Here is a 12,765-nt window from a genome sequence, read left to right as displayed (position 1 = left end):
GCCCTCGCCTACTCGATCCAGCTGTAGAGCGGCGTATCGCCGCCGCTCACTACCTTGACCTGTGCGCTATGGCGCAGGCGCACCAGCAGGCGCTTGCCCGCCGCGGCGCTGCCGGTCAGGCCTTCCAATTGCTCCAGCAGGTCCGGGCCACTCAATTGCCCGGCCTTGCGCAGCAAGTCCCTGGCGATCTGCCACAGCGCATCGTCCTGGCTCGCCGGCTTGGCCACGGGCGCACCGCTTTCGGCTTTGGCCGCCTGCAACGGCGCCCCCAGCCGGGCACTCAGCTGATCCCAGTCGGCCTCGTCCAGTTCCAGGGTCAAATCCACCGGCCATTCGCCGATGCTTCCACGAATCCGCACCATCGCTCTGCTCCCGATCTTTTCTGACGAGCATGCTCCCATGCGTCTTGCGCAACGCCAAGCAGGCGGTCAAACTCTCGCCACTCTTGTTATAAGATTACATAACATTTTTTTCATGTTCGCTCCGGAGACTTGCCATGCGTCGTCTGCTGCTCGCCCTGCCGTTCGCCCTATTGCCCCTGGCCATCGCTCACGCGGCCGAAAAACACGATCACGACCATGAGCACGGCAGCCTCGGCGCTCACGAGCATGGCGTGGCCCGCCTGAACGCCGCGCTGGACGGCCAGACCCTGGAGCTGGAACTGGAAAGCCCGGCGATGAACCTGGTGGGTTTCGAACACGCCGCCAGCACCGACGCGGACAAGGCCAAGGTCGCCGCCGTACGGGCCCAGCTGGAAAAACCGCTGGCACTGTTCAGCCTGCCGCCCGCCGCCGGTTGCGTGGTGGCGCAACAGGAACTGGAAAGCCCGCTGTTCGGCGACAAGCCCGAGGATCACGACGAAGACCATGACGACGCGAAGGATGCCAACGGCCACGAGCATCACCACGAACACAGCGAGATCCATGCGCACTACCAGTTCACCTGTGCCACGCCGGGCGCGCTGAAGAGCCTGGACCTGGCCGGGGTGTTCAAGACCTTCCCCGCTACCCAGAAAATTCAGGTACAACTCATCTCGCCAAGTGGCCAGCAAGGCGTGGAAGCGACCTCCAAGGCCGCCAGCCTGAAGTTCTGACCGCGACTCCTGTAGCCGCTGCCACAGGCTGCGATCGAGCCCGAAGGGGTCGTTGCTCTTGAGGCCCCCGGAAGGTTCTGCGGACCTTATCGCAGCCTTCGGCAGCGGCTACAAAACTCACACCATGATCGGCCCAACATGACCCAAGCACTTATCCAATTGTCCGACCTGGGCTTCAGCTGGCCCGGCCATCCGCAGTTGCTGGATATACCGACATTTCGCCTGGAAGCAGGTGAAACGCTGTTCCTCAAGGGCCCCAGCGGCAGCGGCAAGACCACCCTGCTCGGCCTGCTCGGCGGCGTGCAGAAACCCGATTGCGGCAGCATCCGCCTGCTGGGCCAGGAGCTGACCGAACTCTCGGCCGGCGCCCGCGACCGCTTCCGGGTCGATCACACCGGCTACATCTTCCAACAGTTCAACCTGCTGCCGTTTCTGTCGGTGCGCGAGAACGTCGAGCTGCCCTGCCACTTCTCCAGATTGCGCGCCGGCCGCGCCGTGCAGCGCCACGGCAGTGTCGACCAGGCAGCGGCCACCCTGCTCGCCCACCTGGGGTTGAAAGACCCCGACCTGCTCGAACGCCGCGCCGACTCGCTGTCCATCGGCCAGCAACAACGGGTCGCCGCCGCCCGCGCACTGATCGGCCAGCCGGAACTGGTGATCGCCGACGAGCCGACCTCGGCGCTGGACTACGACGCCCGCGAAGCCTTTATCCGCCTGTTGTTCGCCGAATGCCGCGAGGCCGGGGCCAGCCTGTTGTTCGTCAGTCACGACCAGAGCCTGGCGCCGCTGTTCGATCGCAACCTGTCGCTGGCCGAACTCAATCGCGCCGCCACGCCCGCAGAGGTCTGAGATGTATCTGTTCCGTCTAGCCATGGCCAGCCTGGCTAACCGCCGCTTCACCGCGATCCTCACCGCCTTCGCCATCGCCCTGTCGGTCTGCCTGCTGCTGGCGGTCGAGCGGGTGCGCACCGAAGCCCGCGCCAGTTTCGCCAGCACCATCAGCGGCACCGACCTGATCGTCGGCGCCCGCTCCGGTTCGGTGAACCTGCTGCTGTATTCGGTGTTCCGCATCGGCAACGCCACCAACAACATTCGCTGGGACAGCTTCGAGCATTTCGCCAATAGCCCGAAAGTGAAATGGGCAATCCCGATTTCCCTCGGCGATTCCCATCGCGGCTACCGGGTGATGGGCACCACCGAGGCCTACTTCGAGCATTACCAGTACGGCCACCAGCAGAACCTGCAACTGGCCAGCGGCCGCGAGTTCGCCAGCGATCCGTTCGAAGTGGTGCTCGGCGCCGAAGTCGCCGAGGCCCTGCATTACAAGCTCGGCGACAAGCTGGTGCTGGCCCACGGCGTGGCGGCCATCAGCCTGGTCAAGCACGACGACAAACCCTTCACCGTGGTCGGCATCCTCAAGCGCACCGGCACCCCTGTGGACCGCACGCTGCACATCAGCCTCGGCGGCATGGAAGCGATCCACATCGACTGGCACAACGGCGTGCCGGCCCAGGGCAACGGCCGCATCAGCGCCGACCAGGCACGCAACATGGACCTGACGCCGCAAGCGATCACCGCCTTCATGCTCGGCCTGAACAGCAAGATCGCCACCTTCGCCGTGCAGCGCGAGATCAACGAATACCGCGGCGAACCGATGCTGGCGATCCTGCCCGGGGTCGCCCTGCAAGAACTGTGGAGCCTGATGGGCACCGCGGAAAAGGCCTTGTTCGTGGTGTCGTTGTTCGTGGTGCTGACCGGCCTGATCGGCATGCTCACGGCGATCCTCACCAGCCTCAACGAGCGCCGCCGGGAGATGGCGATCCTGCGTTCGGTCGGCGCCCGCCCCTGGCATATCGCGACCTTGCTGGTGCTGGAAGCCTTCGCCCTGGCGCTGTTCGGCGTGCTCGCCGGGCTCGGCCTGCTGTACCTGGGCATCGCCCTGGCCCAGGGTTATGTGCAGTCGACCTACGGCCTGTACCTGCCGCTGGCCTGGCCGAGCGAGTATGAGTGGACGCTGCTCGGCGGTATCCTGATCGCCGCCCTGCTGATGGGCAGCGTGCCGGCCTGGCGCGCCTACCGACAATCGCTGGCCGATGGCCTGTCCATCCGTTTATGAGGTCTCTAGTCATGAGGAGCTCCGGCATGCCCCGTGCCCTGCTTGCGCTGTTGATGCTGGTCGCCCTGCCACTGTGGGCCGCCGAACCGCGGGACCTGGCCTGGTCGGAAATGATCCCGCCGGACGCGCCGGCGGAAGTGCCGAACATGAAGCCGCTGCACGACCTGTCGCAGATGAGCGACGCCCTGGCCGCCGAGTCCGCCCCGGCGGCCAAGCAGGACATGCCCAACGCCCCGGTGGTGCAGAGCCTGGACGGCCTGTCGGTGCGCCTGCCCGGCTACATAGTGCCGCTGGAAGTCAGTGAGGAAGGCCGCACCACGGAGTTTCTGCTGGTGCCGTATTTCGGCGCCTGTATCCACGTACCGCCACCGCCCTCGAACCAGATCGTGCACGTGAAAAGCGAGGTCGGCGTGAAGCTCGACGAGCTGTATCAGCCGTACTGGATCGAGGGGCCGATGCAGGTCAAGGCGTCCACCAGCGACATCGCCGACGCGGGTTACCAGATGGAAGCGCAGAAGATCTACGTGTACGAATTGCAGGAGTGAAACCACCGGTTCTGCAGTGCCGTACATGACCTCATCGCGAGCCAACCCGCTCCTACAGGGAACTGCATTGTTCATGTAGGAGCGAGCTTGCTCGCGATCGATTCCAAAGCGCCCGGAGCGCCCCCCGAGCGTCTCGCTCCCACGCTGATCCGGTTTTCATTGAGCTGAGTCAAAGCCTGTTCCTTGACGATCCTTACCATTGGACCTAGCCAACTCGAATCGTCCTTTGGAGCTCCCATGCACAAGTCCCTGCTCAGCGCCTCCCTGTTCGCGCTCGCGCTCGCCGCCCCGCTCGCCCACGCCCACGAAGCGGGCGACATCATCGTTCGCGCCGGTGCCATCACCGTCAATCCGAAAGCCGACAGCGGCGACGTCAAGGTCGACCGCGGTCCGTTGGCCGGTGCCAACCTCGGCGGCAAGGCGACCATGAGCAGCGACACCCAGCTGGGCCTGAACTTCGCCTACATGCTGACCAACAACATCGGCATCGAACTGCTCGCGGCCACCCCGTTCGAGCATGACGTGAAGCTCAAGGGCACCGCGCTGGACGCCGCCAACGGCAAGCTCGGTACCCTCAAGCACCTGCCACCGACCCTGAGCGTCGTGTACTACCCGCTGGACCACAAGGCCGCTTTCCAGCCTTACGTGGGTGCCGGTATCAACTACACCTGGATCTATGACGAACACGTCGGCAGCCGCGCCAGCGCCGCCGGTTTCGACAACTTCCGGGCGAAGAACTCCTGGGGCCTGGCCTGGCAGGTCGGTGCCGACTACATGCTGACCGACAACGTGATGATCAACGCCCAGGTGCGTTACGTGGACATCGACACCACCGCCTACGTGAACAACAACGCGGTCGCCGGCGGCACCCGGGCCAAGGTCGACGTGGACGTCGATCCATGGGTCTACATGGTCGGCCTGGGCTACAAGTTCTAAATCGGCCAGACAAAAAAAGGCGCCTGCAAAGGCGCCTTTTTTCATCGCTGGGGGAAAGCTCAGAGGCCCAGCAAACGTGCCAGCCCGACGCTCATCGGGGTCGGCTCGGGGAACTTGAAGCGCTGCAACAGACGCTGGTTGTTCGCCCGCGAATGGCGAATATCCCCTGAACGCGCCGGGCCGTAGCTGATCGGTGGCAACTGCCCCACCACCTCGCCCAGGGCCTCGAGCAATTGCTTGAGGGTGGTGGCCTGGTTCAGGCCGACATTCACCGCGCCGACTTCCAGCTGCGGCATTTCCAGGGACTGCACCAGCACGTCCACCAGGTCTTCGACATACATGAAATCACGGGTCTGCTCGCCATCGCCGAATACGGTGATCGGCAGGCCTTTCTGCGCGCGCTCGCAAAAGATGCTGATGACCCCTGAGTACGGCGAGGACGGATCCTGGCGCGGCCCGAAGATGTTGAAGAAACGGAAGATCGCCGGCTCCAGGCCATGCTGGCGGCGATAGAAATCAAGGTAGTACTCGCTGGCCAACTTGTCCGAGGCATAGGGCGTCAGTGGCGCCTTGGGCGTGTCTTCGTCGATCGATTCGCCCTCGCCATTGTTGCCATAGACCGCCGCGCTGGAGGCGAACAGCACGCGCTTGACGCCGGCCTGGCGCATGGCCTCGCAGACGTTGAGGGTGCCGATGAAGTTGCTCTGGTGGGTACGCACCGGGTCGTCCACCGAAGCCTGCACCGAGGCGACCGCCGCCAGGTGCGCGACCGCACGGCAGCCGCTCATCGCCCGTGCCACCAGGGCCGAATCGGCGACGTCGCCTTCGATCAGTTCGACCCGCGGGTTGTCCAGCGGCAGGTTGCTGGGTTTACCAGTGGACAGATCGTCGAGGATCCGCACCGAGTAACCCTTGGCGAGCAAAGCGTCGGTCAGGTGCGAACCGATGAAACCGGCACCGCCGGTGATCAGAATTGGGCCATCAGCCATGACGATAAAACCTATCCAGTAGAGCCGGGAGCGCCGCGCGCCAGGCACGTGGCTTGATCCCGAAGGTGTGCAGAATTTTCTTGCAGGCCAGCACCGCGTGCTGCGGCTCTTCGGCGGCGTCCGGCCGGGCAGCGTGGGCCTGGGCGGTCGGCGCCTCGATAGCCAGCGGATGCAGGCTGCGGGCCTCGGTGAGGATCGCCTGGCCCAGCGCCAGCGGCGTGGTCGCCTCATGGCCGGCGTAGTGGTAGGTGCCCCACAGCGGCGCGGCGCAATCGAGTTGCTTGAGCACGGAAATGATCACCCGGGCAGCATCGTCCACCGGCGTCGGGTTGCCCCGGCGGTCGTCGGCCAGCAGCAGCTCTTCGGGCTGCTCGGCACGCGCCAGGAAACGCCCCAGGGTGCCTTCGGCGCTGTCGTCCAGCAGCCAGCCGAAACGCAGCAGCACATGCTGCGGGCAGGTGGCGCGCACATTCTGCTCGATCCGCCACAAGGCCTGGCCACGCAGGCCCAGCGGTACCGGTTCGTCCTTTTCGCTGTAGGCGGTGGCCCGCGAACCGTCGAACACGCGGTAGCTGGAAGGCTGCAGAAGAATGATGTTGTGATGCTGGCACAGCTCGGAAAGCCGCTCGACCGCCCGTTCCTGGCTGGCCAGGCGTGCCTCGGGGACACTCTCCGCCTGGAACCAGTCGAAGTAGTACGCAAGGTTGATCAAGGCATCCGGACGGGTGTCGTCGAGCAGTTGCGTCAGGCTCGCGGCATCCCAGCCGTCTTGCGGCGGACGGGGGGCGAGGAAACCGATGTCTTCCTCTGCACCGAGGCGAATCAGCGCCTGCCCAAGGGCATTTCCGCCGCCCAGTAACATAAGGCGCATTCGCATAGAGTCAGCAGGCCCAATCTGTTCGGAACGATGGTTTGAGTCGGCCAGACCCGCGGGTTTGGCCATGAATATTGCTCAGAATCGTTGCATTTTGCGGGTTTCCGGCGCAACCGTCACTGAGAAAGTGTAGCGCCGTCGGTCATACCGCCCCTCTGTAGCCGCTGCCGAGCCCCGCGAGGCTGCGATCGGCAACGCAGTTGCCACAAACCCTGAGTCCGCGATCTGTCTGGAAAATCGCATTGGCTGGTTTTACGACCGCTACGTCGGAATGCCACCCAGCTCGATCGCAGCCTGCGGCAGCGGCTACAGAGCACGTGGTGTCCGTGTAGCCACTGACGAGGCAGGCTTGCAACTTCGCCCCGGCGGTCGCATAACGTTGTGCATGAACCTTCCCCAGATCCCCACCGACGCCCTGCCGGGTTTCCACCCCGCGGTCAGCGCCTGGTTCAACAGCTGCTTCCCGGCGGCGACCGCCGCCCAGGCCCGGGCCTGGCCGCTGATCCGCCAGCGCCGCTCGACCCTGATCGCCGCGCCCACCGGCTCGGGCAAGACCCTGACCGCCTTCCTCGCGGTGATCGACGAACTGGTGCATCGCGGCCTGGAAAACGGCGGCACGCTGCCGGAGCAGACCCTGGTGGTGTACGTCTCGCCGCTCAAGGCCCTGAGCAACGATATCCAGATCAACCTGCAAGACCCGCTGGCCGGGATTACCCAACAGCTCGAACGCATGGGCCTGCCGCAGTTGCGCATCAGCACCGCGGTGCGCACCGGCGACACCCCGCAAAAAGACCGCAGCGCCATGCGCAAGAGCGCGCCGCATATCCTGGTGACCACCCCCGAATCGCTGTATGTGCTGCTGGGCTCGGCCTCTGGCCGGCAGATGCTGGCCAGCACGCGCACGGTAATAGTCGACGAGATCCACGCCATCGCCGCCAGTAAGCGCGGCAGCCACCTGGCGTTGAGCCTGGAGCGCCTGCAAGCGCTGTGCGGCGAACCACTGACGCGCATCGGCTTGTCGGCCACGCAGAAGCCCATCGAAGCGGTGTCGCGTTTCCTGGTCGGTCATGAACGCCCCTGCGAGATCGTCGACATCGGCCACGCCCGGCCCCGGGACCTGGCCATCGAAGTGCCGCCCGTGCCGCTGTCGGCGGTCATGGCCAACGACGTCTGGGAGCTGGTCTACGAACGCATCGCCGAGCTGGCGCGGGAACACCGCACCACCCTGGTGTTCGTCAACACCCGGCGCCTGGCCGAACGCCTGAGCCGTCACCTGAGCGAGCGCCTGGGCAAGGACGCGGTGGCCGCCCACCACGGCAGCCTGGCCAAGGAGTTTCGCCTGGACGCCGAACAACGCCTCAAGCGCGGCGATTTGCAGGTGCTGATCGCCACCGCCTCGCTGGAGCTGGGCATCGATATCGGCGATGTCGATCTGGTGTGCCAGGTCGGCTCGCCGCGCTCGATCTCGGCGTTCCTGCAAAGGGTCGGGCGCTCCGGGCACCAGGTCGGCGGCACGCCCAAGGGCCGCCTGTTTGCCCTGACCCGCGACGACCTGATCGAATGCGCCGCCCTGCTCGACTGCGTGCACCGCGGCGAGCTCGATACCCTGCAGATCCCCAAGGCACCACTGGATGTGCTGGCGCAGCAGATCGTCGCCGAAGTCAGCAACCAGGAATGGCAGGAGCAGCCGCTGCTGGCAATGATCCGCCGCGCCGCGCCCTACAGCGACCTTGACGAAGGGCATTTCCAGGCGCTGCTGCGCATGCTCGCCGAGGGCTACAACGGGCGCCAGGGCATCCGCAGCGCCTACCTGCATCGCGATGCCGTCAACCGTAGCCTGCGCGGCCGGCGGGGCAGCCAGCTGACGGCGGTGACCAGCGGCGGCACCATCCCCGACAACGCCGACTACGCCGTGCTGCTGGAGCCCCAGGCGCTGAATATCGGCAGCGTCAACGAAGACTTCGCGGTGGAAAGCATCGCCGGCGATGTGTTCCAGCTGGGCAATACTTCGTACCGCATCCTGCGGGTGGAAACCGGCCGGGTGCGGGTCGAGGACGCCCACGGTCAACCGCCGACCATTCCGTTCTGGCTCGGCGAAGCCCCCGGGCGCAGCGCCGAACTGTCGTTTGCCGTGGCGCGCCTGCTGGCCCGGCTCGACGCACTGCTCGGCGCCACGCCCGGCCAGTTGCAGCCGGCCCTCGACTGGCTCGGCGACAGCCTTGGCCTGGACGCCGCCAGCGCCGAACAACTGGTCGACTACCTGGCCCGCGCACGCCAGAGCCTGGGCGCGCTGCCGTCCCAGGACACGCTGATCATGGAGCGCTTTTTCGATGAGTCCGGCGGCACCCAACTGATCATCCACACGCCGTTCGGCAGCCGGATCAATCGCGCCTGGGGCCTGGCGCTGCGCAAGCGCTTCTGCCGCACCTTCAACTTCGAACTGCAGGCCGCCGCCAGCGAAGACGCCATCGTGCTGTCGCTGTCCACCAGCCACAGTTTCGAGCTCGACGAAGTCTGGCGTTACCTGCACAGCAACGGCGCCGAACACATCCTGGTCCAGGCGGTGCTGGACGCGCCGCTGTTCGGCGTGCGCTGGCGCTGGAATGCCGGGGTGGCCCTGGCGCTGCCGCGCTTTGTCGGCGGGCGCAAGGTGGCGCCGCAGATCCAGCGGATGAAAAGCGAAGACCTGATCGCCAGCGTGTTTCCCGACCAGATCGCTTGCCTGGAAAACCTCGCCGGCGAACGGCAGATTCCCGATCACCCGCTGGTGGAGCAGACCCTGGACGACTGCCTGCACGAAGCCATGGACAGCGAGGGCTGGCTGAAGCTGTTGCGGCGCATGGAACGCGGCGAGTTGCGCCTGATCAGCCGCGACCTGCCAGCGCCCTCGCCCCTGGCCGCGGAGATCCTCAGCGCCCGGCCTTACACCTTCCTCGACGATGCGCCTTTGGAAGAGCGGCGGACCCAGGCCGTGCTCAGCCGTCGCTGGAGCGACCCCGAATCCAGCGACGACCTCGGCGCCCTGGATGCCGAGGCCATCCAGTCGGTGCGCGAGGAAGCCTGGCCCGCCCCCGGCAACCCGGATGAAATGCATGAAGCGCTGATAAGCCTGGCCTGCATCGGCGAGCACGAGACCCAAGCCAACCCGCAGTGGAGCGCTTGGCTGCAAGCCCTGGCGGACAGCGGCCGCGCCAGCCGGTTGCAGATCGACGACAAGCAGGCCCTGTGGCTGGCCGTCGAGCGCCTGGGTTGCCTGCGGGCGATTTATCCACAGGCGCCGCTGCAACCGGTCCTCGAGGCTCCGCCCGGCTTCGATGAGCAATGGCAGCGCGATGAAGCGCTGCTGGAGGTGATTCGAGCCCGGCTCAGCGGCTTCGGCCCCTTGCCGCTGGAGAGCATCGCCGCGCCCCTGGGCCTGAGCGCCAGCGAGGTCGCCCAGGTCCTGGCGCAACTGGAAAGCGAAGGTTATGTGCTGCGCGGCCGCTTCAGCCCCGGCGAGGTCCGGGAGGAGTGGTGCGAACGGCATCTGCTGGCGCGGATTCATCGCTACACCGTCAAACGCCTGCGCCGGGAGATCGAACCGGTATCGCTGCAGGACTTGATGCGCTTTCTGTTCGACTGGCAGCACCTGTCCAGCGCCACCCAGGGCCAGGGCAGCGCCATGCTGGCGCAGACGGTCGCCCAGTTCGAGGGTTATGCCGCCGCGGCCGGTGCCTGGGACAGCGACCTGCTGCCGGCGCGGATCAAGGATTACTCCGCCACCTGGCTGGATGAGCTGTGCCGCAACGGCAAGGTGGTCTGGAGCCGCCTCAGCGCCCCGCACAAAGCCGCTGGTGCAACCTTGCGCAACACGCCGATCGTGTTGCTGCCCCGCAGCCAGGTCGCGCTGTGGAGCGGTTTGGGCGCGCAACCCGACAGCAGCGAGCTGTCGCCCAAGGCACAGAAGGTCCATGAAGCCTTGAGCCAGCACGGCGCCTTGTTCTTCGATGAGTTACAGCACGAAGCCCATGTCCTGCGCACCGAACTGGAGATCGCCCTGCAGGAACTGGTGGCCGCCGGGCTGGTGAATGCCGACAGTTTTGCCGGCCTGCGCGCCTTGATCACCCCGGCCAGCAAGCGCCAGGCCCGCAGCAGCCGACGCGGGCGCGGAGCGCTGGTCGGCGGCATGGACGATGCGGGGCGTTGGGCCCTGCTACGGCGCCCGTCGCAGGTGCTGGAGGGCGTCGGCAGCCATGCGCAGGCACTCCCACCGGACACCCTGGAACACATCGCCATGACCCTGTTGCGACGTTATGGCGTGGTGTTCTGGCGCCTGCTGGAGCGCGAGGCCGACTGGCTGCCGAGCTGGCGCGAACTGCTGCGCACTTTCCATCGGCTGGAGGCCCGCGGCGAAATCCGCGGCGGGCGTTTTGTCAGCGGCCTGGCCGGCGAGCAGTTCGCCCTGCCCGAGGCCATCGCCCTGTTGCGCGAAGTTCGCCGGCGCCCGCTGGATGGCGGCCTGACCGCGGTGTGTGGCGTCGACCCGCTGAACCTCGCCGGCACCCTGCTGCCCGGGCCGAAGGTTCCGGCCCTGGCCGGCAACCGGCTGGTGTACCGCGACGGCCTGCCCGCGGCCGCCGAGATCGCCGGCAAACAGCATTTCTGGCTGGACCTCGAGCCGCAGGCCAGCCTTGAACTGCGGACCCGGTTGATTCGCCACTGACGTTGGGCCACGGACGGCCTGGGGCATCGCGTCGGTTTTATCGCGAGCAAGCTTCGCTCCTACAGAAGCCTGGCCATTCGATATTTGCTCGCAGGTCAAATATCAAATACCGAAACCGCTATTTTTCCGCACGAGTCGAATCCGGACACTGCGCTCCATTATCGAATCCACCGGAGTTGCAGCCATGCCCATTGCCTTGCTCGCGCTGACCCTCAGCGCCTTCGCCATCGGGACGACCGAGTTCGTCATCGTTGGCCTGTTACCCACCATCGGCGCCGACCTCGGCGTCAGCCTGCCGTCCGCCGGGCTGCTGGTCAGCCTGTACGCCCTGGGCGTCGCCGTCGGCGCGCCGGTGCTCACCGCGCTGACCGGCAAGGTCCCGCGCAAGTTGTTGCTGCTGTCGCTGATGGTGCTGTTCACCCTCGGCAACCTGCTGGCCTGGCAAGCGCCCAGCTATGAATCCCTGGTCCTGGCGCGCATCGTCACCGGCCTGGCCCATGGCGTGTTCTTCTCCATCGGCTCGACCATCGCCACCAGTCTGGTGCCCAAGGAGAAAGCCGCCAGCGCGATTGCCATCATGTTCACCGGCCTGACCGTGGCCCTGGTCACCGGCGTGCCGCTGGGGACCTTTATCGGCCAGCATTTCGGCTGGCGTGAAACCTTCCTCGCCGTGTCGGCGCTGGGTGTGATCGCCTTTATCGGCAGCCTGATCTACGTGCCGAAAAACATCGCCCACAGCAAACCGGCGTCCTTGCTGCAACAACTGCAAGTGCTGAAACAACCGCGCCTGCTGCTGGTGTACGCCATGACCGCGGTGGGCTACGGCGGCTCGTTCATCGCCTTCACCTTCCTCGCGCCGATTCTCCAGGACATTTCCGGCTTCAACGCCAGCACCGTCAGCCTGGTGCTGCTGGTCTACGGCATCTCGGTCGCCGTCGGCAACATCTGGGGCGGCAAGCTGGCGGACAAGCGCGGCCCGATCAGCGCCCTGAAGATCATCTTCGCCCTGCTGGCCGGCGTGCTGTTGCTGCTCACCTTCACCGCCGGCAACCCGTGGCTGGCACTGGCCACCGTGCTGGTGTGGGGCGCCGTGGCCTTCGGCAACGTACCGGGCCTGCAGGTCTACGTGGTGCGCCAGGCCGAACACCACACCCCGCAGGCGGTGGACGTGGCCTCGGGCCTGAACATCGCCGCCTTCAACCTCGGCATCGCCGGCGGCGCCTGGGGTGGCGGCCTGATCGTCGCCCACCTGGGGCTGATCCACACCGCCTGGATCGGTGGCCTGGTGGTGCTGGGCGCCCTGGCCCTGACCGCCTGGAGCGGGCGCCTGGATCGCCTCGGCCCGGTGTACGCCGAACCGGCCGAGGGTTCGAGCCGGGTGGTGGTCGGGCACTGAGCCCGCCAGCAGGCCCCAAGCAGAAAAACGCAGCCCTGGCCGGCTAGTGCCGATCAGTTAAGGACGATAGTGGCGCCACTGTAGGAGCGAGCTTGCTCGCGATGGACCTGAGAG

At 66.3% G+C, this 12,765-nt stretch carries 10 protein-coding genes; 7 read left to right on the top strand and 3 right to left on the bottom strand.

Annotated features, from left to right (window positions below):
* Positions 1 to 8: 8 nt before the first annotated feature.
* Positions 9 to 362, bottom strand: a complete 354-nt coding sequence (locus tag NRG23_RS22775) for a hypothetical protein (protein ID WP_016702661.1) — start codon at positions 360 to 362, stop codon at positions 9 to 11.
* A gap of 134 nt (positions 363 to 496) precedes the next feature.
* On the opposite strand from NRG23_RS22775, the gene NRG23_RS22770 reads away from it, so the two are divergent.
* From NRG23_RS22770 to NRG23_RS22750, 5 genes are all read left to right on the top strand, one after another.
* Positions 497 to 1,093, top strand: a complete 597-nt coding sequence (locus tag NRG23_RS22770; protein ID WP_016702660.1) for a DUF2796 domain-containing protein — start codon at positions 497 to 499, stop codon at positions 1,091 to 1,093.
* A gap of 138 nt (positions 1,094 to 1,231) precedes the next feature.
* Positions 1,232 to 1,942: an ABC transporter ATP-binding protein gene (locus tag NRG23_RS22765; RefSeq protein WP_257372218.1), complete on the top strand. Its 711-nt coding sequence runs from the start codon at positions 1,232 to 1,234 to the stop codon at positions 1,940 to 1,942.
* Position 1,943: 1 nt separating this feature from the next.
* Positions 1,944 to 3,209: an ABC transporter permease gene (locus NRG23_RS22760; protein ID WP_038635565.1), complete on the top strand. Its 1,266-nt coding sequence runs from the start codon at positions 1,944 to 1,946 to the stop codon at positions 3,207 to 3,209.
* 26 nt (positions 3,210 to 3,235) lie between these two features.
* Positions 3,236 to 3,754 (top strand): DUF3299 domain-containing protein, encoded by a 519-nt coding sequence (locus NRG23_RS22755; RefSeq protein ID WP_028683458.1) that lies wholly within the window; start codon positions 3,236 to 3,238, stop codon positions 3,752 to 3,754.
* Between the two features lie 237 nt (positions 3,755 to 3,991).
* The gene (locus tag NRG23_RS22750) at positions 3,992 to 4,690 is read left to right on the top strand and encodes an OmpW family protein (RefSeq protein WP_009051101.1); all 699 of its coding nucleotides are present in this window, start codon (positions 3,992 to 3,994) and stop codon (positions 4,688 to 4,690) included.
* A 59-nt stretch (positions 4,691 to 4,749) separates the two neighbouring features.
* On the opposite strand, the gene NRG23_RS22745 is transcribed toward NRG23_RS22750, so the two are convergent.
* Both NRG23_RS22745 and NRG23_RS22740 read right to left on the bottom strand, forming a co-directional pair.
* On the bottom strand, positions 4,750 to 5,679 hold the full coding sequence (locus NRG23_RS22745; protein ID WP_053270044.1) for an NAD-dependent epimerase/dehydratase family protein: 930 nt from the start codon (positions 5,677 to 5,679) through the stop codon (positions 4,750 to 4,752).
* Positions 5,672 to 6,556 carry a sugar nucleotide-binding protein gene (locus NRG23_RS22740; RefSeq protein ID WP_023969342.1) on the bottom strand — a complete coding sequence of 295 codons (885 nt, stop codon included), beginning with the start codon at positions 6,554 to 6,556 and terminating at the stop codon, positions 5,672 to 5,674. The genes NRG23_RS22745 and NRG23_RS22740 overlap by 8 nt, the downstream gene beginning before the upstream one ends.
* A 382-nt stretch (positions 6,557 to 6,938) precedes the next feature.
* Here NRG23_RS22740 and NRG23_RS22735 point away from each other — a divergent pair, with 382 nt between their 5' ends.
* Together NRG23_RS22735 and NRG23_RS22730 are read left to right on the top strand one after the other, a co-directional pair.
* Complete coding sequence (locus tag NRG23_RS22735) at positions 6,939 to 11,255, top strand: DEAD/DEAH box helicase (RefSeq protein ID WP_257372215.1); 4,317 nt, start codon at positions 6,939 to 6,941, stop codon at positions 11,253 to 11,255.
* Between the two features lie 184 nt (positions 11,256 to 11,439).
* Positions 11,440 to 12,651 (top strand): MFS transporter, encoded by a 1,212-nt coding sequence (locus NRG23_RS22730; RefSeq protein ID WP_257372210.1) that lies wholly within the window; start codon positions 11,440 to 11,442, stop codon positions 12,649 to 12,651.
* Positions 12,652 to 12,765 lie beyond the last annotated feature (114 nt).

The organism is Pseudomonas sp. T8 (assembly GCF_024610635.1).
Taxonomy (GTDB): domain Bacteria; phylum Pseudomonadota; class Gammaproteobacteria; order Pseudomonadales; family Pseudomonadaceae; genus Aquipseudomonas; species Aquipseudomonas chlororaphis_I.
Note: the sequence above shows the minus strand (reverse complement) of the source record. Positions and strands in the feature narration are given on the sequence as shown.